This is a genomic window from Sphingopyxis sp. MG, assembly GCF_002953155.1.
Classification (GTDB): Bacteria; Pseudomonadota; Alphaproteobacteria; order Sphingomonadales; family Sphingomonadaceae; genus Sphingopyxis; species Sphingopyxis granuli.
The window spans coordinates 3,621,722-3,641,923 of the sequence record NZ_CP026381.1; the positions used below are offsets into that span (position 1 = coordinate 3,621,722).

Consider the following 20,202-nt stretch of genomic DNA (forward strand, 5'->3'; position numbering starts at 1 on the left):
ATCAACATGACCGACATGGCCCGAGGCTGGCCCACCGAAGCCGAGACGCTTCTCGACGACCTCGTCACCCTGCGCCGCGCGATCCACCGCGAACCCGAGCTGGGCCTGCAGAATCCGAAGACGCTCGCGAAGATCAAGGATGCACTCGCCGGACTGCCGCTCGAACTGCGCGAGGGGCCGTCGACCACCGGCCTGGTCGCCATCCTCCGCGGCCCCGCCAACGGCCGCACCGTGCTGCTGCGCGGCGACATGGACGCGCTGCCGCTGGTCGAGGACACCGGACTCGATTTCACGTCCGAAACCAGCGGCGCGATGCACGCCTGCGGGCACGACACCCATGTCGCGATGCTCGTCGGCGCGGCAAAGCTGCTGTGCGCGGCGCGCGAGCGGTTGGCCGGCACGGTGATGTTCATGTTCCAGCCGGGCGAGGAGGGGCACCACGGCGCGCGCTTCATGCTGGAGGACGGCCTGCTCGATCCGCTGCCCGATGCTGCCTTCGCGCTCCACATCATGCCCAACGCACCGCACGGCGTCTTCGCCGGGCGCGCCGGGCCGCTGCTCGCCTCGTCCGACGTGCTCCAGATCACCGTCAAGGGCGCGGGCGGCCATGCCTCGATGCCGCAGGACGCGGTCGACCCGATTCCCGTGGCCTGCGAGATCGTCACCGCGATCCAGACGATGGTGACGCGCCGCGTCTCGGTCTTCGACCCCGCGGTCGTCACCGTCGCGAAGATCGCGGCGGGTACGACGTACAACATCATCCCAGAAACGGCCGAGATGCTCGGCACGATCCGCACCCTGTCGCCGCACTGCCGCGCGATGGTCGCGAAGGAACTGAAGCGCCTCGCCCCCGCGATCGCCGAAGCGCACGGCTGCACCGCCGAGGTGGATATCGAGGAAGGCTTCCCCGTCACCATCTGCGACAGCCGCGCCGTCGCCTTCGGCCAGTCGGTGGTCGAATCGACGTTCGGCGAGGCGGCGTGGCTGACGATGGACAATCCGGTGATGGGCGCGGAGGATTTCTCCTACGTCCTCGAAAAGGTGCCCGGCGCGATGTTCTGGCTGGGCGCGAGCGAGGCAGGCAGCGACTGGCGGTCGTGCTGCGGCCTGCATTCGAACCGCATGGTGCTCGACGAAAAGGTCATGGCACGCGGCGCGGCGCTCCACGCGGCGCTGGCGGAACAGTTTCTGAGCGAGGGGTTCGGATAGAGAAAATCTCACGCAAAGGCGCGAAGGCGCAAAGGAGGGGCGATATTGGATATCGAGGAATTGGCGAGAATCACCGTCGATTGCGGATTTCATTTGCACAAGAATCTGGGTCCGGGACTGCTCGAATCGGTCTATGAGGCGATCATGTTCGACCAACTCGCACGTCGTGGCCTCGGCGTTCAGAGACAGGCGCCGATTCCGATCCGCTATGATGGCGTCGAATTGCCCGAAGGCTTTCGGGCCGACCTTCTGATCGACGGAAAATTGCTCGTCGAACTCAAATCGGTGGAGCGGCTATCGCCGCTGCACGGCAAACAGGTGCTGACCTATCTTCGCCTGCTCGACCTTCCGCTCGGCCTGCTCATTAACTTTGGCGGTGAAACCTTCAAAGAGGGCATCCGGCGCGTCGCGAACAATTATCGCGGCTGACATATTTTCTTCTTTGCGCCTTCGCGCCTTTGCGTGAGATTTTCCTACGCCAACCTCAAGGCACCAAGACCGTGTCGACCGCCTCGGGCAGCATGTCGGGATAGTCGAGCGTATAGTGCAGCCCGCGGCTTTCCTTGCGGTGGAGGGCGCTGCGGACGATCAGTTCGGCGCATTGTAGCAGGTTGCGCAGTTCGATCAGGTCGGTCGTCACGCGGAAATGGCCGTAATAATCCTCGATCTCGTGCGTCAGCATGTTGATGCGGTGCTGCGCGCGTTCGAGCCGCTTGGTCGTGCGGACGATGCCGACGTAATTCCACATGAAGCGGCGAATCTCGGTCCAGTTCTGCTTGATGACCACCTCTTCATCCGAATCGGTGACGCGGCTTTCGTCCCACGGGCGGATCGCCGGGGGCGCGTCGAGTGCGTCCCAGCGCGCGACGATGTCGCGTGCCGCCGCCTCGCCGAACACGAAGCATTCGAGCAGGCTGTTCGACGCGAGGCGATTCGCGCCGTGCAGCCCGCTTTCGGTGCATTCGCCCGCGGCGTAGAGGCCGGGCAGGTCGGTGCGCCCGGCGAGGTCGATCAATACTCCGCCGCATGTATAATGCTGCGCCGGTACCACCGGGATCGGCCCCGTCGTCATGTCGATGCCGAGCGTCAGCAGCTTTTCGTGGATGTTCGGGAAATGCCCCGCGACGAAAGCGGGATCGCGGTCGCTGATGTCGAGGTGGACATAGTCGAGGCCGTAGCGCTTGATCTGGTCGTCGTTCGCGCGCGCGACGACGTCGCGCGGCGCCAGTTCGGCGCGCGGGTCGTAATCGGGCATGTAGCGGTGGCCAGTCACCGGATGCTTCAATATCCCGCCTTCGCCGCGCACCGCCTCGGTGATCAGAAAATTCTTGACCTCCAGATTGTAGAGGCAGGTCGGGTGGAACTGCATCATCTCCATGTTGGAGACGCGCGCGCCCGCGCGCCACGCCATCGCGATGCCGTCGCCGGTCGCGCCGCGCGGCGCGGTCGAGAATTGATAGACGCGCCCCGCCCCGCCGCTGGCGAGGATCGTCGCGCGGCCGACATGCGCGTGGACCTGCCCGGTCGCCTCGTCGAGCGCATAGACGCCCCAGACGCGGCCCGACCCCGAATAGCGTTCCTCGTGCCGGCCGGTGATCAGGTCGATGCACGCCTGTCCCGGCAGCAGCGTGATGTTCGGGTGCTCCTCCGCCGTCTTGAGCAGCGCCGCCTGCACCGCCCAGCCGGTCGCGTCGTCGACATGGACGATGCGGCGGTGCGAATGCCCGCCCTCGCGCGTCAGATGCAGCGCGCCTTTTTCCATGTTGAAGGGGACGCCCATCTGGATCAGCCGTTCGATGGCATGCGGCGCATTCTCGACGACGCACTCGACCGTTTCGCGCCGGTTGAGCCCCGCGCCCGCGACCATCGTGTCCTCGATATGATTTTCGAACGTGTCGCCGGCGTCGAGCACCGCCGCGATCCCGCCCTGCGCCCAGGCGGTCGACCCGCCGGTCAGATTGCCCTTGGCGAGGACGAGCACCCGGCAATGGTCGGCAAGGCTGATCGCCGCGGTCAGCCCCGCGGCACCGGAGCCGATGATGATGACGTCGTGGGATGCTGCTCCGGTCATGCGCCTCCCCTCCCGCAGGCGGGAGGGGTCGGGGGTGGGCCCGAATTCAACGCGGCAAGAATCGCCATCAACACACCTTCCAGATTCGACACAACATCGGCGTTTGCAAAACGTAGCGTCTGATACCCTTGCGAGCGCAGATAGCCATCCCTGCGCCGATCTTCATCCTGTCGCGATTCATGAGAGATACCATCGAGTTCGACGACCAGCTTTGCTTCGCGACAAAGAAAATCGGCCACATAGGGGCCTATCGGCATTTGCCTGCTGAATTTCCAGCCTTCGAGCTGGCGCCTGGACAATGCGCGCCATAATATTCGTTCGGACGGCGTGGCTTCCCGGCGAAGCCTTTGCGCTTTCAGCGTCTCGCGCGGGCGAAACTTGCGGACAGGCCCACCCCCGGCCCCTCCCGCCTGCGGGAGGGGAGGAAAAGCGCTGCTTTCATCCATTCGCCGCCCGCGTCAGGTTCAGGAACACGTCCTCCAGATCGGCTTCGCGCGTCGAGACGTCGACGATGCCATGGCCCATCGCATTCACCGCCGCGAGCACCTCGCCCGCATTCATCCGGTCCTTGTTGTAGGCGATGGCGAGCCCGCGCTCGCCCTCGCGCTCGACCCGGTCGAAGGCGGGGTGCGACGGCAGCACCGTGACGTCGCGGTCGAGCGTGACCACCACCACCTTCTCGCGCGCCATGTCGACCATCTCGCGCGTCGGCTTGTTGGCGATCAGCCGGCCGTGGTTGATGATCGCGATGCGATCGCACAGCTCCTCGGCCTCTTCCAGATAATGGGTGGTCAGCACCACGGTGACGCCGCGGTCGTTGAGGCGCTGGACATAGTCCCAGAGCTGCTGGCGAAGCTCGATGTCGACCCCGGCGGTCGGTTCGTCGAGGACGATGATCGGCGGCGAGTGGACCATCGCCTTGGCGACGAGCAGGCGGCGCTTCATCCCGCCCGACAGGGTGCGGGCGTAGGCGTCGCGCTTGTCGGCGAGGTGCACCGCGGCGAGCAGTTCGTCCGAAATGCGCTGCGCCTTCGGCACGCCATAGAGCCCGGCCTGGATCTCGAGCGTCTCATAGGGGGTGAAAAAGGGGTCGAAGACGATTTCCTGCGGCACGATGCCGATCGAATATTTGGCGTTGCGCGGATCGGCGTCGATGTCGAAGCCCCAGATGCTGGCGCGGCCGCTCGTCTTGTTGATCAATCCGGCGAGGATGTTGATCAGCGTCGACTTGCCCGCGCCATTGGGGCCGAGCAGGCCGAATATCTGCCCGCGCGGCACCTCGAAGCTGACATGGTCGAGCGCCTGCTTGCCGCCGGCATAGATTTTGGAGACGGCGTCGATGCGGATCGCGGCTTCACTCATCGCGCCTCCATAGCCTTCGCCCCGCGCGGACGAAAGGGGCTGGACGGCAAGCATTTCTTTACCACGATGGGCAACGCTATTTTCCGACATCGCCGCTAGAGGAAAGCGGGTGAGGACCAGACACACCCTATCCCCGCAGCCCCTGCTGCGCGGCATCGCCGCCTGCGCGCTCACCATGGCCCCGGCCATCGGCGCGCCGGCCTTCGCCCAGGCCAGCGCCCAGGGCGAAGCGGACGCCATCGTGCTGCGGCCGCTGTCCTTCTTCAAGGTGAGCGACCTCGATTTTGGCGACATCGTCGCGGCGATCGGCGCCGGAACGGTGCGCGTCGCCCCCGACGGCGCGCGCACGCGCACCGGCGGCGTCACGCTGGCCGGCGGCGGCGGCGAACCGGCGCGCTTCGCCGGCCTCGGCAGCTATAACCGGCAGGTCAACATCTCGCTCGGCGCCAACAGCATCTGGATCACCGGGCCCGGCCAGCGGATGCGCGTGCGCGATTTCGAGATCGGCAGCACGCCGACCGCGATGCTGTCGACCGCGCCGACGCGCTTTCGCATCACCTCCACGCTCGGCAATTTCAACTTTCCGGTCGGCGCGACGCTCGAGGTCAACGCGAATCAGGCACCGGGCGATTACAGCGGCAGCTTCACCATCACGCTCGACTATCTCTGACCGTCCGCAGCCGATTGCCGAGGCCCGCCGCGCTTGCTATGGGCGCCGGCGATGACCAACGCTGCCCCCGCCCCCGAAACGCTTCGCGTCTCGAAAACCCGCATCGCCTGCGACGGCACAGGCGACGGCCTCACTCATGCCGCGCTCGGCCACCCGCGCGTGTGGCTGGAGATCGATCCCGACGACGGCTTCATCGACTGCGGCTATTGCGATCGCCGCTTCGTGCTGATCGGCGGCGTCGCCGATCACGACTGAGGTCGGCAGCCAAATTCGGATCGCGCCCTTTCGCGGGCGCGCCGACCCGCCTATATCGGGGCGATGACAAGCCCGACCGACCCCCGCCGCTTCCTCTATCGTGCCGACGCGCTCGATCCCGATCTCGCACAGCGCCTTGCGCGCGAAGCGCTCGCCCAGGCCGACGACGGCGAACTCTACCTGCAATATCGCGCGACCGAGAGCTTCGGCTTCGACGACGGGCGGCTCAAGACCGCCGACTATTCGACCGACGCCGGTTTCGGCCTGCGCGCCGTGTCGGGCGAGATGACGGGCTTCGCGCATGCGAGCGACATCAGCGCCGGCGCGATCCGCCGCGCCGCCGAGACGCTGGCGCTGCTCGACCCCGCAAGGCAGGCGCACGCCGCGCCGCCGCCGCGCACCAACCGCCACCTCTATGACGAGGCGAATCCGCTCGACCTCATTCCCTTCGCGAAGAAGGTCGATCTCTGCCAGAAGGTCGACGCCGCCGCGCGCGCGCGCGACCCGCGCGTCGTGCAGGTGTCGGTCGCGCTTGCGGGAAGCTGGTCGGTGGTCGAGATCGTCCGCGCCGACGGCTTCCTCGCCACCGACATCCGGCCGCTCGTCCGCCTGAACGTCAGCATCGTCGTCGAGGAGAACGGCCGGCGCGAAAGCGGCTATTTCGGGCTCGGCGGCCGCTACATGTACGACCATCTGTTCGAGGAGGCGCAGTGGAACCGCGCGATCGACGCGGCGCTCGACCAGGCGCTCGTCAACCTGCGCGCGGTCGATGCCCCGGCGGGCGAGTTCACCGTGCTGCTCGGCCCCGGCTGGCCCGGCGTGCTGCTGCACGAGGCGGTCGGCCACGGGCTGGAGGGCGATTTCAACCGCAAGGGCACCAGCGCCTTTTCGGGCCGCATCGGCGAGCGCGTCGCCGCCCCCGGCGTCACCGTAGTCGACGACGGCAGCCTCGAAAGCCCGGTTGGCGGCGGCCGCCGCGGCTCGCTGTCGATCGACGACGAGGGGACGCCGACCGGCGAGACGGTGCTGATCGAGGACGGCATCCTCAAGGGCTATATGCAGGACCGCCTCAACGCGCGGCTGATGGGCGCCGAGCCGACGGGCAACGGCCGCCGCGAAAGCTTTGCCCACGCGCCGATGCCGCGGATGACCAACACCTTCATGCGCGGCGGCAGCGACGATCCCGCCGAACTGCTGAGCCGCGTCAAGACCGGCATCTTCGCCAAGAGCTTCGGCGGCGGGCAGGTCGACATCGTGTCGGGCAAATTCGTCTTTTCCTGCACCGAGGCCTACAGGATCGAGAACGGCCGGATCGGCGATTCGATCAAGGGCGCGACGCTGATCGGCGACGGCCCGAGCGTGCTGACCAAGGTCGTCGGCATTGGCAACGACATGGCGATCGACGAGGGCATCGGCATCTGCGGCAAGGGCGGCCAGAGCGTCCCCGCCGGCGTCGGCCAGCCGACGCTGCTGGTCAGCGGCCTGACGGTGGGCGGGACGGCCTGACGGCCCACCCCGCCCCATCCCCTGAACGACGCGCCTGTGATGTGCGTCATTGGCTTGGCGCTTTGGGCCGGGCAGCCTATAAGCCCATAAAGCACAAGAATATTCGGGCCGCGCCATCCGCCGGGATTGATCCCGATGACAGGGGAGGATTGACATGCGTTCGAGTCTGCATTTCGTTTCCGTGGCGGCGATCGCCGCGATGCTCGCCGCCGTTCCGGGATCGGCGCAAAAGACGAGCGGCCCCAAGGAACGCTATGAGATGGACGTCGCGACCGCGTCGGGCTTCGCCGCGATGGCGGCCGGCGGCGGCGGCATGGGCAGCGCGCTCGGCATGATGTTGGGCGGCGGTCCCGACAGCAAGGTGGCGCATACGCTCGACCTCCGGCTCGGATCGAATCAGGCGCCGACCAGCCCGCCGGTGCGCGCCGACCATTATTTCGAGCCGCAGACGAAACTCGGCAAGTCGGTGCCCCTGCTCGGCCCCGAGCCCGGCAAATGGGCGCCGCGCGAGGAAACCAGCGACACGATGCCCGACGGGTTCGAGCGCCCGAAGGGCCGGATGCTGCTGTTCTGGGGCTGCGGCGCCAAGGCCGGGCCCGGACAGCCGGTGATCATCGACTTCGCGAAACTGGCGGCGGGACAGATGCCGCCGAACCTGTTCACCTCCACCGTCCCGCGCATTCGTGAGGTGACGACGGGCAACAGCAAATCCTACGCCGGATGGCCGAACAGCAAATCGTCGAAGCAGCCGCCGAAGGATTCGTCGCTGCTCGGCGCGCACCGCATCGCGGGCAATGTCGGCCCCGACATCAGCTTCACCCTCGCGCAGGATTATATGCCCGCGCTGAATGCCTCGACCGCGCAGCAGGCGGACGGGTCGATCCTGATCCGCTGGAACCAGCTTGCGCCCGCGACCGGCTATGTCGCCTGGGCCTTCGGGGGCATGGACCGCGGCGGCGCCGGCGGCGACATGGTGTGGTGGACGAGCAGCAGCGCGCGCGAATTCGGCGGCGGGCTGTGGGACTGGCTGCCGCCCTCGGTCGTCGCCAATCTGGTCACTAAGAAGATCGTGATGCCGCCGACGCAGACGAGCTGCCAGATCCCCGCCGAGGTCAAGAAGGCGTCGGGCGAGATGCTGATGGGCAACCTCAACGCCTTTGGGCCAGAGGCCAACTTCGCCTATCCGCCGAAGCCCGCGGGCAATGCGGTGTGGAACATCGACTGGACGGCGAAGGTGCGCTTCCGTTCGCACACCATGCTGATGATCGGCGCTGATTTCGGGGGCATGGGCGCGGCAGGCGGTGCCGGCGACGCGAGCGCGCCGGCCGAAAAGCCCAGGAAGAAGAAGTGCAAGGGGCCGCTCGGCATACCATTGCCCGACGGAGCGTGCTGACCGACGAGTCAGGCCCGGTTCACGCGGATGCGGCTAGAGCGAACCGAGGGTGAGGATAACAACCTAAGGAGTCGAGCCATGCGTTCGCTTGTTCCCGTCCTCATCGCCGCCACGGCGCTCGTTGCGACGCCAGCCGTCGCGAAAGAGAAGCTCGCGCCCGAGGCGCAGCTCGCCAAACTGCTCGAAGGCCGCACCGCCGGCGAGCCGCAGGATTGCATCACCCTGTCCTCGGTCAGCGATTCGCAGGTGATCGACAAGACCGCGATCGTCTATCGCATCGGCGGCACCTTGTGGGTCAACCGGCCCACTACCGGCGCCGAATCGCTGAACGACGACGTCGTGCTGGTGACGAAGCTGCCGACCGGGCGGCTGTGCAGCATCGACACGGTCGAACTGCACGACCGCACCAGCCATTTCTATCGCGGTTTCGTCGGCCTCGGCAAATTCGTTCCCTATCGCCGGGCCGCATCCGACTGACGCCGCCCGCGACGGCGTTCCTTCGAGCATGGTGTCGGTCCCCGGCACAAGCCGGGGTCCAATACGCAGCGCTACCTGACCTGGACCCCGGCTTTCGTCGGGGAACAGGGCGGTCGATATCCGGAAGGGATATGCGCCGGCTTGATCCCAAGGGCGCGGCAATCCAGAGTGCGCCCGCCATCATGAGACCGTCACCCGAAAGGACCCCGCCATGACCGACGACGACGACAGGCCGCCGCCCGCGCCGCCTGCCGATTGGGCGCAGCAATTGCTGGGCTTCTGGTTCGACGCCCACGGCATGGCCGACTGGTATGGCGGCGGTCCCGAATTCGATGCGGCGGTGCGCGAACGCGCGGCCGACTGGCACGCCGCGCTGCGGTCGCAGCCGGCCGCGGCCTTTCTGTCGGACCCCGATACCGCGCTCGCCGCGGCCATCCTGTTCGATCAGGTGCCGCGCAACATCTTTCGCGGCCATGCCGACGCCTTCGCCACCGACAGCCTCGCCCGCGCGATCGCGCGCGGCATCGTCGAGCGCGGCTGGGACAAGGCGTGGCCCGATACGCGGCGCCAGTTCGCCTATCTGCCGTTCGAACATAGCGAGGACATCGCCGACCAGCGCGAATCGTTGCGCCTGATGGGCGAACTCGCCGATCCGATCTTCCTCGACTATGCGCAGAAGCATTTCGCGATCATCGACCGTTTCGGCCGCTTTCCGCACCGCAACGCCGCGCTCGGCCGCGCGACGCGCCCCGAAGAGCAGGCCGCGATAGAAGAAGGCAGCAATTGGTGACGGAATCCGCCTCCGTCCCGCCGGAGCATCCGATATGGCCGAATTTTTCGACGCGCTGACCGACCGGCACATCGCCTTCATCGCGAAGCAGCCGGTCTTTTTCACCGCGACGGCGGCGCGCGACGGGCGGATCAACCTGTCGCCCAAAGGCTATGCCGACAGCTTCCGGGTGCTGTCGCCGACGCGGGTCGCATGGCTCGACCTCGGCGGGTCGGGCAACGAGACGCACGCCCACCTCGCCGCCGACGGGCGCATCACCCTGATGTTCTGCGCCTTCGACCGCAGCGCGCTGATCCTGCGCATCTATGGCCGGGGCCGCGCCGTACTGCCGCAGGATGCCGGATGGGACGATCTGGCACGCCATTTCACCCTGCTCCCCGGAACGCGGCAGATTTTCGACATCGCCGTCGACAGCGTGCAGACGAGTTGTGGCTGGGGCGTGCCGCGGATGGCATTGGAGCAGGAGCGCGACACGCTGCAGAAATATCACCGCCAGGCCGATGCCGGCGAATGGGTCGAGAAACATCAGGGCCGCACGCGCAGCATCGACGGCCTGCCGACCCGGCCGACCGACCGCTATATCGAGGGAGCCGCCTGATGCCGCTGGTCGAACTGATCCGCCTGCCGAACGGAGCCGAGGCCGAGCTGCTGCGCGGGCGGCTCGAAAGCGCGGGGGTGCACGCGGTGTGCTTCGACGCCGGAATGAACATCGCCGAAAGCGTCGGGCTGATGATCCCGGTGCGGGTGATGGTCCTCGACGAGGAACTCGCCGAGGCACGTGCGCTGCTCAGGGAATTTGACGTCGGCTAGATGCAACCCCATCTCACTCCCGTTCGTGTTGATGACAGCCCCATGAAAGACAGACGCTTCCGCCGATGATCAAGGTCGCCAGTTACAATATGCGCAAGGGCATCGGGCTCGACCGCCGCCGCGATCCCGGCCGCGTGCTGTCGGTGCTCGGCGAACTCGACGCCGACATCGTCGCGCTGCAGGAGGCCGACCGCCGCTTCGGCGCCCGCGCCAGCGCGATTCCGCCGCACATGTTCGAGGATCATAGCGATTATGTTCCGGTCGCGCTCGACGGCCGGCCGCTCAGCCTCGGCTGGCACGGCAATGCGCTGCTCGTGCGGCGCGGCGTGGAGATCGAAGAAAGCCATTCGCTGCACCTGCCGACGCTCGAACCGCGCGGCGCGGTCGCGGCGACGGTGCGCATCGGCGACACGCGGCTGCGCGTCGTCGGCATGCACCTCGACATATCGGGCCTGCGCCGCCGCCAGCAGGCGCGCGCGATCCTGAGCCATGTCGCCGAGGGCGAGCCTTTGCCGACGATCCTGATGGGCGATTGTAACGAATGGCGCGCGACGGGCGGCTGCCTTGCCGACTTCGGCGCGCAGCACCGGCCGGTCGACACCGGCCACAGCTTCCACAGCCGCCGCCCGGTCGCCCGGCTCGACCGCATCTTCGCCTCGCCTGAACTGGAAGCCGTCGACGCCGGCGTCCACCAGAGCCCGCTCGCCGCGCGCGCCTCCGACCATCTGCCGATCTGGGCGCGATTCAAGGCCGGCGACTGAGCGCGCTCCCGTCGAAACCGGCGGATCGCGCGGGACACCCGCTATGTCATTGCAAGGCTCCCTCAGGAGCCGCGGCAATCCCAGCCACCGTCGTTCCGCCTCGAACGAGATGACAGCGAATGGACTCGTCATTGCGAGCGGCGAAGCCGCGCGGCAATCCAGAGCGTGCGGTAACCGCCCTCGATTGCTTCGCTCCGCTCGCAATGACGAGGCTCCGGGATCGCATCTCGCGGCGATAGCCTAAATTTTAGGCACATCTACGACATGCTGCTTATTTCTCGAACGAATAATGTTATCGTAATCCAAAGTTTGACATAAAATGTCGCGCAAATCCTGTGCCGTGTCCGATCTGGCACGGCTGTTGCACCGCAGCATGATGCCACAAGCGAAAGGGGGCATCATGAAGCTGATCCTGGCGATCATCAAACCATATAAGCTCGACGAGGTGCGCGAGGCGCTGACCGCGCTCGGCATCGCCGGCATGACCGTGACCGAGGCGAAGGGCTTCGGACGGCAGAAGGGGCAGACCGAAATCTACCGCGGCGCCGAATATGCGGCGAACATGGTGCCCAAGGTGCGGATCGAGCTTGTCTGCGACGACGGAATCGCACCGCGCGTCGTCGAAACGCTGCAGCAAAGCGCCGCCACCGGCGCGATCGGCGACGGCAAGATCTTCGTGCTCGACGTCGGCCAGGCGGTGCGCATCCGCACCGGCGAGACCGGCGAGGCGGCGCTGTAAAATGACCAAGGGGACTGATATGACGTTCGCACAGAAAATGGCGGCAGCCACCGGCGCCGCCGGTCTCGCGCTGATCGCCGCGACACCCGCCTGGGCGCAGCAGGCCGCGCCCGAAGCCGCCGAAGCCGTTGTCGAAGCCGTTGTCGACAAAGGCGACGTCGCCTGGATGATGACTGCGACCGTGCTGGTGCTCACGATGATCCTGCCCGGCCTCGCGCTCTTCTACGGCGGCCTCACGCGCACCAAGAACATGCTGTCGACGATGACGCAGGTCGGCGCCGCCGCCTGCCTCGCGATGCTCGTCTGGGTCTGTTACGGCTACGGCCTCGCCTTCGGCCCCGAAGGCAATGCCTTCATCGCCTGGGGCAAGTTCTTCCTGTCGGGCGTCACCGCCGACAGCCTCGCCGATACGTTCAGCGACGGTTTCAAGCTGCCCGAATATGTCTTCATCAGCTTTCAGATGACCTTTGCCGCGATCACCCTCGCGCTGGTGCTGGGCGCGACGGTCGAGCGGATGAAATTCGCGGCGGTCATGGTGTTCGGCATCGTCTGGCTGACGATCGTCTATTTCCCGATCGCGCACATGGTGTGGGCGGCGGGCGGCCTGTTCTTCGAAATGGGCGCGCTCGATTTCGCCGGCGGCACCGTCGTGCACATCAACGCCGGTGTCTCGGCGCTGGTGGCGGCGCTGATCCTCGGCAAGCGCATCGGCTATCAGAAAGAGATCATGGCGCCGCACGCGCTGACGCTGACGATGGTCGGCACCGGCCTGCTGTGGGTGGGCTGGTTCGGCTTCAACGCCGGGTCGGCGCTCGAAGCAAACGGTTCGGCGGCGCTGGCGATGATCAACACCTTCGTCGCCACCGCGTCGGCCGGGCTGTTCTGGATGAACGCGGAGAAGGTCGCGGGGCACAAGCCGTCGGCGCTCGGCTTCTGCTCGGGCATCATCGCCGGGCTGGTCGCGGTGACGCCCGCCGCCGGCAACGCGGGGCCGTTCGGCGCCATCGTCCTGGGCGCGGCGGCGTCGGTGATCTGCTTCTACATGGTGACCGTCCTCAAGCCGCGGCTCGGCTACGACGACTCGCTCGACGCCTTCGGCATCCACGGCGTCGGCGGCATCGTCGGGGCGCTCGGCACCGCCATCGTCTATGCCCCCGGTCTCGGCGGGCCCGGCGGGGCCGATTATGCGATCGGCGGCCAGTTCGTCACGCAGGTGCTGGCGGTCGGCACGACGATCGTCTGGGCCGGCGTCGGCACCGCCATCGCCATCACCGTCGCCAAGGCGCTCACCGGGCTGCGCGTCAGCGAGGAGGTCGAGCGCGAAGGGCTCGACCTCGGCGAACATGGCGAGCGCGCCTACACCTATTGATCGACCGGACAGGACACCCGCCGCCGCACGCTCTCCTCTTCGAAAAAGGCGGCGGGGTCCGACGAGGTTCCTCCTGCGAACCACTCAGGCCGGGACGGATGTCCCGGCCGTTTTTTGTGCACCGGGCCGCTGCACAAGACGGGTGCAGCATTGCCTGCAAATTAGGCCTTTTCATCCCCTCATTAATATGGCATTCAGCCTGTCATGAGTTTCAGGAGGGGAGAGCCTGAAAGGCTGGGCCGGGACGCAAGTTCCGGCCCTCTTTTTTTTACCTTGCCCATCCGCGGGGCCGGAAACGCCCTTTTTGCAGGCGCTTGCCGTGCCGCCATATAGCGATTCGCCGAATCGACGGTAGCGCCGGTCAGCCTAGCGCCGCCGCGACGAAATCGGCCGCGCGCTCGCCGATCATGATGCTCGGGGCGTTGGTGTTGCCGCTGACCAGCCGCGGCATGACGCTCGCGTCGGCGACCCACAGCCGCTCGATCCCGTTCGCCTTCAGCGTCGGATCGACCACGGCGTCCGCGTCGCTGCCCATGCGGCAGGTGCCGACCGGGTGATAGACGGTGTCGGCGCGGCTGCGGATCAGCGCGTCGAGCGCCGCATCGTCGTCGAGGTCGATCGGATGGCGGTCGGCCCCGGCATAACCGGACAGCGGCGGCGCGGCGACGATCCGGTGCATCATCCGCACCCCGGCGCGCAGGACGGCCATGTCGCGGTCGTCGGTCAGGAAACCGGGGTCGATCAGCGGCGCGGCGGCGGCATCGGCGGACGCCAGCGTCACGCTGCCGCGACTTTCGGGGCGCAGCACGCAGGCGTGGCAGGAAAAGCCGTGCCCCTTCACCTTGGCGCGGCCGTGATCCTCGAGCATCGCGGGGACGAAATGATATTGGATATCGGGCGCGGGCAGGTCAGGGCGCGATTTCCAGAAGCCGCCCGCCTCGGCGAAACAGGTGGTCATGATGCCGGTGCGCCTGCGGCGATGCTCGACGATCGCCTTCACCATCCGCCATGTGCCGCCGAGGCTGTCGCCGAACGGCTCGGTCGAGCGCGTCTCCCAACTCGACACATAGTCGATATGATCCTGCAGATTCGCGCCCACCCCGGCGCGGTCGAGGGCGACGTCGATGCCATGTTCGCGCAGATGCGCAGCAGGACCGATACCCGACAGCATCAAGATCTGCGGGCTGCCGAAGGCCCCCGCCGACAGGATCACGCCGCCCGCGGCGCGCAGCGTCTCTCGCCCCCGGCCGCGGCGGATCACCACCCCGGTCGCGCGCCCGTCCTCGATCAATATCCGCTCGACCAGCGCCCCGGTCCGGATATCAAAATTGGCGCGCCCGCGCAGCGGCTCGACATAGGCGCGCGCCGCCGACCAGCGCTCGCCCGCCTTCTGCGTCACCTGATAGAGGCCGAAGCCTTCCTGCTGCGCCCCGTTGAAATCGGGGGTGCGCGGCAGTTGCAACGCCGCCGCGCTTTCGACGAAACGCCGGCTCGTCACATTGGGCCAGCGCTGGTCCATGACGTTCAGCGGCCCGTCGCCGCCGTGAAAATCGTCGGCGCCGCGCTCGTTGCCCTCGCTGCGCTTGAAGTAGGGCAGCACGTCGGCATAGCCCCACCCCGTCGCGCCCAGTTCGGCCCACTGGTCGTAGTCGAAGGCGTTGCCGCGGATATAGACCATCGCGTTGATCGCGCTCGACCCGCCGAGCCCGCGCCCGCGCGGCTGGTATCCGACGCGCCCGTTCAGCCCGGCCTGCGGCACCGTGTCATATTGCCAGTTCGACGCCTTGGGGATGAAGGGCATGAAGCCCGGCGTCTTGACCCGCACCGTATCGTTGCGCCCGCCCGCCTCGACCAGGCAGACGCGCCGCCTTCCATCCGCGGCAAGCCGTCCCGCCGCCGCGCTTCCCGCGCTGCCGCCGCCGATGACGATGATGTCGAACTGATCCATATGCCGCTCCCCTCGCCACCCGCTCGGTGGTCCATCGCGACTTACATGAATGTCATTAGATGGCGAGGCAAGCCCATTACGCCTCGCTCGCGAAGCGATGGCGCTTACTCCGCCGCCTCTTCCACCGCGTGCCGCGCGCGCCAGCGGTCCTTGATCATGTCGCTGGTCAGCCGGCTGCCGTCGTGGCTCCAGCCGGGTTCGCGCCAGACATAGTCGAGCTTGTGCCGCCACGGCGCAGCCCATACGTCCTTGGCGATGCCGACCCATTCGTGGACCGCGGCCCACAGGATGTTGAAGCTGCCGAGCTGCTTGACGATGCCGTAGCGCACCGGATCTTCGTCGCGTTCGGGGACGAAGCTGCCGAACAGCTTGTCCCAGACGATGAAGACGCCGGCATAATTGGCGTCGAGATAGCGCGGGTTGACCCCGTGATGGACGCGGTGGTGCGAGGGCGTGTTCATCACCGCCTCGAACCATTTCGGCATCCGCCCGATTGCTTCGGTATGGATCCAGAACTGATAGATCAGGTTGAGCCCGCCGCAGAAGAAGACCATCGCCGGCGGAAAGCCGATCAGGAACAGCGGCAGGCGGAAGAGGAAGGTCAGGCTGAAGAAGCCAGTCCACGTCTGCCGCAGCGCGGTCGAGAGATTATAATGCTGCGAACTGTGGTGAATGACATGGCTCGCCCAGAACCAGCGCACGCGGTGCGCGCTGCGGTGAAAGGCGTAATAGGCAAGGTCATCGAGCAGGAAGCAGAGCAGCCACGCCCACCACCAGTGCCGCAGGTCGAGGCCGATGTCGAACAGGCGATATTGATAGACCCACACCGCCATGCCGACCACCGCCGCGCCGACGAAGGCGCCGGCGACCTGGCTGCCGGTGCCGAGCATCAGCGAGGTCAGCGTGTCGCGCGCTTCATAGCGGCTGCGGTCGCGGCGCAGCGACACGATCATCTCGACGATCAGCAGGAGGATGAACGCCGGAACCGCATAGACGACGGGATCGGGCAGCTTATCCATGGCTCGCCGCCCCTTCCGGCGCGCGCGCCGCGGCGGCGGCGATCCGCTCCGCCGCGGGCGGCGCCGCCGCGCGATCCGACAGCGCCCGCATCCGCGCCGCCCACACCCCGGCATCCTTGCCGAGCTGGAGCGTCACCGCGCCGAAGGTCCGCTCGGGCGTGGCGAGGGTCAGGAAATTCTTGTCGAGCCGCCCGATCACGCTGGCGTCGACGGCGCGCGCCGCGAAATGGTTGCCGTGCGCGCGGACCAGCATCATCCGCCCCTCCGCGTTGCGGACGATCGCCGCATAGCCCGCACGGTCGCGCGCGACGTCGACCCCGCCGAACCCCGTCTCGGCTTCCTCGGCGAGGCGGATCGCGTGGGCGGCGTCGGCGATGCGCGGGTCCGCGCCGAGCCCCATCGCCTTCACCAGCCAGGCGACGAACAGCACCGCGACCAGCGACGCGGCAAGCTGGATCAGCGCGCCCGCCGTCACGCGTCGCCCGCCAGCGCGTCCATCATCGGACGCAGCGCCGCCAGATCGTAGCCCGCCCGCGCGGCAGCGGCGCAGATCGCGTCGACATCGTCGCCGGCGCGCGCGCGCGTCAGCGCCCACAGATGCGTCGAGCGCGTGCCCGAGCGGCAATAGGCGAGCACCGGCCCCGTCGCGTCGCGAAGCAACGTGTCGAGCGCGTCGAGCTGCGCGTGGCTGAACCCCGCATGGCCGATCGGAATCGCGGCATAGGCCAGCCCTTCGGCCGCGCAGGCGTGCGCGATGGCATCGCCCTGCGGCGCCGCGCTGTCCTCGCCATCGGGACGGTTGTTGACGACAAGCGCGAAGCCCGCCGCCTTCGCCGCGGCGACATCCTCGAGGTCGATCTGCGGCGCGACGCTGTAATGGTCGGTCAGGGGACGAAAATCGCTCATGACGCGATGTATAGGCCAGCCGCATTTGCTGACAAGCGTGAAGGTGCGCGGTCTGCGATCCTGTCGGGCAAGGGTGAGGGCAGCGCGGCGGCTGGGAGGTGGTGAGCGGACATTGCCCGGCCCCGCTCGTCATCCCGGACTTGATCCGGGATCCATTCACGCAGCGTCGGATGAATGGATCCCGGATCAAGTCCGGGATGACATACAGTTCGCTTTCTCACGCTCAATACTGCCGGATCACCTCCAGAAAGGCATCGCCCCATGCCTCCAGCTTCTTTGCGCCGACCCCCGGGATCGTCGCCAGTTCGGCCCGCGTCGAAGGTCGCTCACTCGCCATCGCGCGCAGCACCGCGTCGTGGAAGACGACATAGGGCGGCACTCCCGCCTCCGCCGCCAGCTCGCGCCGGATCGCGCGCAGCGCTTCGAACAACGGATCGCCGACCGGATTCGCCGCCGCCCGGTCGGCGCGCCCGCCGCGACGCGCCGGCCGCGCCGGGGGTTCGGCGATCAGCACCGGCGCCTCACCCTTCAGCACCGGCCGCGCCGCCGGGCCGAGCATCAGCCCGCCATGCTCGGTGGTCGCCAGCGCCTCGCGCGCCATCAGGCTGCGCACCAGCGGCTTGATCAGCCGTGCCTCCTCCCCCGCGACGATGCCGAAAACCGACAGCTTGTCGTGGCCGCGCTGGACGATGCGCTCGTCGCTCCGCCCGGTCAGTACCGCCTCGACATGCCCCGCGCCGAAGCTCTGTCCGGTGCGATAGACGGCGGAGAGCAGTTTCTGCGCGAGCACCGTCGCGTCGACCTGGCGCGGCGGGTCGAGGCAATTGTCGCAATTGCCGCAGCGTTCGGGCGGATGCTCGCCGAAATGGCGCAGCAGCAGCGCGCGGCGGCATTCGACCGTCTCGACCAGCGCCGCGAGCGCGTCGAGCCGCGTCCGCTCGCTCGCGACGCGCGCCTCGGGCAGTTCGGACAGGCGCATTCGCGCCCGCGCGAAATCGTCGGCGCCCCACAGCATCAGCGCCTCGGCCGGGTCGCCGTCGCGGCCCGCGCGCCCGGTTTCCTGATAATAGCTCTCGATCGACTTAGGCAGGCCCGCGTGCGCGACGAAGCGCACGTCGGGCTTGTCGATCCCCATGCCGAAGGCGACCGTCGCGGTGACGATGCCCTCCTCCGACGTGACGAAATCATGCTGCACCTGCGCGCGCCGTTCGGGATCGAGCCCGGCGTGATAGGCGGCGACCGGCCGTCCCGTCGCCGCCGCGAGGCTGGCCGCCATGCGCTCGGTCCCGTCGCGCGTCGGGCAATAGACGATCCCCGGCCCCGGGTTGGCGGTGATGAAGGCGGCAAGCTGCTTCGCCGCGCCGACGCGCGGCATCACGCGGTAGCGGATGTTCGGCCGGTCGAAACCCGCGAGCACCAGCCCGTCCTGCGGGATACCCAGTTGGACGAGGATGTCGGCGCGAGTGTGGCGATCGGCGGTCGCGGTGAGCGCGAGCCGCGGCACGTCGGAAAAGGCGTCGAGCAGCGGCCTGAGCAGGCGGTAGTCGGGCCGGAAATCATGTCCCCATTCCGAAACGCAATGCGCCTCGTCGATCGCGAACAATGCGGGCCTGCGCGAGTCGAGCAGCGCGCGGAATCCTTCGCCGGTCGCGCGTTCGGGCGCGACGTAGAGGAGGTCGAGCAGCCCCTCGCGATAGGCCTGCCGCGTGTCGGCATGGTCGGCGTCGGCGCTGGTCAGCGACGCCGCCCGGATTCCCGCCGCCCGCGCGCCGCGCAGCTGGTCGTGCATCAGCGCGATCAGCGGCGAAACGACGATCACGCAGCCGTCGAGCGCAACCGACGGAAGCTGGTAGGTCAGCGACTTGCCCGCCCCGGTCGGCATCACCGCGAGCGTGTGGCGCCCCGCCATCACCCGCTCCACCACCTCGGCCTGGCGGCCGCGGAAGGCGTCGAAGCCGAAGGTCGATTTGAGGAGCGGGAGAAGCGTATCGGTCATGGCGGCGGTCACCGCGTCGGCACGGGCTCCGCCCCCGTCCAGTCATAGAAGCCGCGCCCGGCCTTGCGGCCGACCCATCCCGCCTCGACATATTGGACGAGCAGCGGCGCCGGGCGGAACTTGGGGTCGCCGGTGCCGCTGTGCAGCACGCGGATGATTTCGAGACAGGTGTCGAGGCCGATGAAGTCGGCGAGGGTGATCGGTCCCATCGGATGGTTGAGCCCGAGCCGGCAGCCGGCGTCGATGTCGCGCATCGTCGCGACGCCCTCGCCCAGCGCGAACACCGCCTCGTTGATCAGCGGCATCAGCACGCGGTTGACGATGAAGCCCGGTGCGTCGTTGGCGTGGACGATCTCCTTGCCGAGGCCGCGGCCATAGGCCTCGACCGCCGCGAGCGTCGCGTCGCTGGTGGCAAGGCCGCGGATCAGTTCGATCAGCCCCATCACCGGCACCGGGTTGAAGAAATGGACGCCGATGAAGCGCGCCGGATCGGGCGCCGCCTGCGCGAGGCGGGTGATCGGGATCGAACTGGTGTTGGTCGCGAGGATCGCGGTGTCCGACAGATGCGGGCCGACGCTGGCAAAGATCGCGCGCTTGATCTCCTCGCGCTCGGTCGCCGCCTCGATGACGAGGCCGGCGGGGGCGAAGGCGGCATGATCGGCGACCGGGGCGATGCGGGCGAGCAGCGCGTCGGCGGCGTCCTGCGCCATCTTCTCCTTCGCGACGAGGCGGCCGAGCGCCGTGGCGATGCCCGCCTTGCCCGCCTCGGCGCGCGCGAGGTCGACGTCGGACAGCAGGACGTCGTGCCCCGCGCCCGCCGATACCTGGGCGATCCCTGCGCCCATTTGCCCTGCCCCGATAACGCCGACGATCATATGTTGCCCTTTCCAATTGGCGGCACCGGCCCGCTGCCCCGCCCGG

The 20,202-nt window shown here is 67.9% G+C and carries 22 protein-coding genes; 13 read left to right on the top strand and 9 right to left on the bottom strand.

Translation table 11 applies throughout. The annotated features are described in order from the left end of the window. Nucleotides 1-6 precede the first annotated feature (6 nt). A complete protein-coding gene (locus tag C3E99_RS16555; RefSeq protein WP_082737383.1) occupies nt 7-1,209 on the top strand; it encodes a M20 metallopeptidase family protein in 1,203 nt (400 codons plus the stop codon). Between the two features lie 45 nt (nt 1,210-1,254). Beyond that, on the top strand, nt 1,255-1,638 hold the full coding sequence (locus C3E99_RS16560) for a GxxExxY protein (protein WP_067186446.1): 384 nt from the start codon (nt 1,255-1,257) through the stop codon (nt 1,636-1,638). A 55-nt stretch (nt 1,639-1,693) separates the two neighbouring features. Here the strand turns inward: C3E99_RS16560 and nadB are convergent, their stop codons facing one another. Genes nadB through C3E99_RS16575 form a run of 3 tightly spaced genes read right to left on the bottom strand, consistent with a single transcriptional unit; the run spans nt 1,694 to nt 4,642 of the window. Then, nucleotides 1,694-3,280, bottom strand: a complete 1,587-nt coding sequence (nadB, locus tag C3E99_RS16565; protein ID WP_067186448.1) for an L-aspartate oxidase — start codon at nt 3,278-3,280, stop codon at nt 1,694-1,696. Continuing rightward, complete coding sequence (locus tag C3E99_RS16570; protein ID WP_076077351.1) at nt 3,277-3,726, bottom strand: endonuclease domain-containing protein; 450 nt, start codon at nt 3,724-3,726, stop codon at nt 3,277-3,279. Before C3E99_RS16570 ends, nadB begins: the two co-directional genes overlap by 4 nt. After that, nucleotides 3,719-4,642: an ABC transporter ATP-binding protein gene (locus C3E99_RS16575; protein ID WP_067187208.1), complete on the bottom strand. Its 924-nt coding sequence runs from the start codon at nt 4,640-4,642 to the stop codon at nt 3,719-3,721. Before C3E99_RS16575 ends, C3E99_RS16570 begins: the two co-directional genes overlap by 8 nt. A 109-nt stretch (nt 4,643-4,751) precedes the next feature. Here C3E99_RS16575 and C3E99_RS16580 point away from each other — a divergent pair, with 109 nt between their 5' ends. From C3E99_RS16580 to C3E99_RS16630, 11 genes are all read left to right on the top strand, one after another. Continuing rightward, nucleotides 4,752-5,312, top strand: a complete 561-nt coding sequence (locus C3E99_RS16580; protein WP_234002517.1) for a DUF4402 domain-containing protein — start codon at nt 4,752-4,754, stop codon at nt 5,310-5,312. A 51-nt stretch (nt 5,313-5,363) separates the two neighbouring features. Further along, nucleotides 5,364-5,567: a zinc-finger domain-containing protein gene (locus C3E99_RS16585; protein WP_067111751.1), complete on the top strand. Its 204-nt coding sequence runs from the start codon at nt 5,364-5,366 to the stop codon at nt 5,565-5,567. A 63-nt stretch (nt 5,568-5,630) separates the two neighbouring features. Then, on the top strand, nt 5,631-7,073 hold the full coding sequence (tldD, locus tag C3E99_RS16590) for a metalloprotease TldD (RefSeq protein ID WP_067186450.1): 1,443 nt from the start codon (nt 5,631-5,633) through the stop codon (nt 7,071-7,073). A 154-nt stretch (nt 7,074-7,227) separates the two neighbouring features. Further along, nucleotides 7,228-8,466 (top strand): hypothetical protein, encoded by a 1,239-nt coding sequence (locus tag C3E99_RS16595; protein WP_067186452.1) that lies wholly within the window; start codon nt 7,228-7,230, stop codon nt 8,464-8,466. Nucleotides 8,467-8,544: 78 nt separating this feature from the next. Then, entirely contained in the window at nt 8,545-8,943 is a 399-nt protein-coding gene (locus C3E99_RS16600; protein ID WP_067186454.1) for a hypothetical protein, read from the top strand. A 211-nt stretch (nt 8,944-9,154) separates the two neighbouring features. After that, nucleotides 9,155-9,733, top strand: a complete 579-nt coding sequence (locus C3E99_RS16605) for a DUF924 family protein (RefSeq protein WP_067186455.1) — start codon at nt 9,155-9,157, stop codon at nt 9,731-9,733. Nucleotides 9,734-9,767: 34 nt separating this feature from the next. After that, nucleotides 9,768-10,331 carry a pyridoxamine 5'-phosphate oxidase family protein gene (locus C3E99_RS16610; protein ID WP_067186457.1) on the top strand — a complete coding sequence of 188 codons (564 nt, stop codon included), beginning with the start codon at nt 9,768-9,770 and terminating at the stop codon, nt 10,329-10,331. After that, nucleotides 10,331-10,543 carry a putative signal transducing protein gene (locus tag C3E99_RS16615; protein ID WP_067111731.1) on the top strand — a complete coding sequence of 71 codons (213 nt, stop codon included), beginning with the start codon at nt 10,331-10,333 and terminating at the stop codon, nt 10,541-10,543. Before C3E99_RS16610 ends, C3E99_RS16615 begins: the two co-directional genes overlap by 1 nt. A gap of 65 nt (nt 10,544-10,608) precedes the next feature. Then, nucleotides 10,609-11,304, top strand: coding sequence for an endonuclease/exonuclease/phosphatase family protein (locus C3E99_RS16620; protein WP_067186459.1), 696 nt, complete (start codon nt 10,609-10,611; stop codon nt 11,302-11,304). Between the two features lie 400 nt (nt 11,305-11,704). Next, nucleotides 11,705-12,043 carry a P-II family nitrogen regulator gene (locus C3E99_RS16625; protein WP_067112661.1) on the top strand — a complete coding sequence of 113 codons (339 nt, stop codon included), beginning with the start codon at nt 11,705-11,707 and terminating at the stop codon, nt 12,041-12,043. 19 nt (nt 12,044-12,062) lie between these two features. Continuing rightward, nucleotides 12,063-13,412, top strand: coding sequence for an ammonium transporter (locus C3E99_RS16630; RefSeq protein WP_076078202.1), 1,350 nt, complete (start codon nt 12,063-12,065; stop codon nt 13,410-13,412). A gap of 361 nt (nt 13,413-13,773) precedes the next feature. On the opposite strand, the gene C3E99_RS16635 is transcribed toward C3E99_RS16630, so the two are convergent. The 6 genes from C3E99_RS16635 to C3E99_RS16660 form a co-directional block, all read right to left on the bottom strand. Continuing rightward, nucleotides 13,774-15,360 carry a GMC family oxidoreductase gene (locus C3E99_RS16635; protein ID WP_067186465.1) on the bottom strand — a complete coding sequence of 529 codons (1,587 nt, stop codon included), beginning with the start codon at nt 15,358-15,360 and terminating at the stop codon, nt 13,774-13,776. 104 nt (nt 15,361-15,464) lie between these two features. Then, nucleotides 15,465-16,379, bottom strand: coding sequence for a sterol desaturase family protein (locus tag C3E99_RS16640; RefSeq protein ID WP_067186467.1), 915 nt, complete (start codon nt 16,377-16,379; stop codon nt 15,465-15,467). Then, nucleotides 16,372-16,854: a hypothetical protein gene (locus C3E99_RS16645; protein ID WP_234002518.1), complete on the bottom strand. Its 483-nt coding sequence runs from the start codon at nt 16,852-16,854 to the stop codon at nt 16,372-16,374. Before C3E99_RS16645 ends, C3E99_RS16640 begins: the two co-directional genes overlap by 8 nt. After that, nucleotides 16,851-17,285 carry a TIGR01244 family sulfur transferase gene (locus tag C3E99_RS16650; RefSeq protein WP_067112652.1) on the bottom strand — a complete coding sequence of 145 codons (435 nt, stop codon included), beginning with the start codon at nt 17,283-17,285 and terminating at the stop codon, nt 16,851-16,853. Before C3E99_RS16650 ends, C3E99_RS16645 begins: the two co-directional genes overlap by 4 nt. Before the next feature lie 223 nt (nt 17,286-17,508). Further along, complete coding sequence (gene recQ / locus C3E99_RS16655) at nt 17,509-19,281, bottom strand: DNA helicase RecQ (protein ID WP_067187212.1); 1,773 nt, start codon at nt 19,279-19,281, stop codon at nt 17,509-17,511. Between the two features lie 8 nt (nt 19,282-19,289). Then, nucleotides 19,290-20,156, bottom strand: coding sequence for a 3-hydroxyacyl-CoA dehydrogenase NAD-binding domain-containing protein (locus C3E99_RS16660; protein WP_067186469.1), 867 nt, complete (start codon nt 20,154-20,156; stop codon nt 19,290-19,292). Nucleotides 20,157-20,202: the final 46 nt, after the last annotated feature.

Coding starts and splice junctions, on each gene's coding strand:
- C3E99_RS16600 (WP_067186454.1), top strand. CDS start 8,545: ATGCGTTCGCTTGTTCCCGTCCTCATCGCCGCCACGGCGCTCGTTGCG.
- C3E99_RS16555 (WP_082737383.1), top strand. CDS start 7: ATGACCGACATGGCCCGAGGCTGGCCCACCGAAGCCGAGACGCTTCTC.
- C3E99_RS16595 (WP_067186452.1), top strand. CDS start 7,228: ATGCGTTCGAGTCTGCATTTCGTTTCCGTGGCGGCGATCGCCGCGATG.
- C3E99_RS16640 (WP_067186467.1), bottom strand. CDS start 16,379: ATGGATAAGCTGCCCGATCCCGTCGTCTATGCGGTTCCGGCGTTCATC.
- nadB (WP_067186448.1), bottom strand. CDS start 3,280: ATGACCGGAGCAGCATCCCACGACGTCATCATCATCGGCTCCGGTGCC.
- C3E99_RS16575 (WP_067187208.1), bottom strand. CDS start 4,642: ATGAGTGAAGCCGCGATCCGCATCGACGCCGTCTCCAAAATCTATGCC.
- C3E99_RS16585 (WP_067111751.1), top strand. CDS start 5,364: ATGACCAACGCTGCCCCCGCCCCCGAAACGCTTCGCGTCTCGAAAACC.
- C3E99_RS16635 (WP_067186465.1), bottom strand. CDS start 15,360: ATGGATCAGTTCGACATCATCGTCATCGGCGGCGGCAGCGCGGGAAGC.
- recQ (WP_067187212.1), bottom strand. CDS start 19,281: ATGACCGATACGCTTCTCCCGCTCCTCAAATCGACCTTCGGCTTCGAC.
- C3E99_RS16625 (WP_067112661.1), top strand. CDS start 11,705: ATGAAGCTGATCCTGGCGATCATCAAACCATATAAGCTCGACGAGGTG.
- C3E99_RS16570 (WP_076077351.1), bottom strand. CDS start 3,726: ATGGATGAAAGCAGCGCTTTTCCTCCCCTCCCGCAGGCGGGAGGGGCC.
- C3E99_RS16650 (WP_067112652.1), bottom strand. CDS start 17,285: ATGAGCGATTTTCGTCCCCTGACCGACCATTACAGCGTCGCGCCGCAG.
- tldD (WP_067186450.1), top strand. CDS start 5,631: ATGACAAGCCCGACCGACCCCCGCCGCTTCCTCTATCGTGCCGACGCG.
- C3E99_RS16660 (WP_067186469.1), bottom strand. CDS start 20,156: ATGATCGTCGGCGTTATCGGGGCAGGGCAAATGGGCGCAGGGATCGCC.
- C3E99_RS16605 (WP_067186455.1), top strand. CDS start 9,155: ATGACCGACGACGACGACAGGCCGCCGCCCGCGCCGCCTGCCGATTGG.
- C3E99_RS16610 (WP_067186457.1), top strand. CDS start 9,768: ATGGCCGAATTTTTCGACGCGCTGACCGACCGGCACATCGCCTTCATC.
- C3E99_RS16615 (WP_067111731.1), top strand. CDS start 10,331: ATGCCGCTGGTCGAACTGATCCGCCTGCCGAACGGAGCCGAGGCCGAG.
- C3E99_RS16620 (WP_067186459.1), top strand. CDS start 10,609: ATGATCAAGGTCGCCAGTTACAATATGCGCAAGGGCATCGGGCTCGAC.
- C3E99_RS16630 (WP_076078202.1), top strand. CDS start 12,063: ATGACGTTCGCACAGAAAATGGCGGCAGCCACCGGCGCCGCCGGTCTC.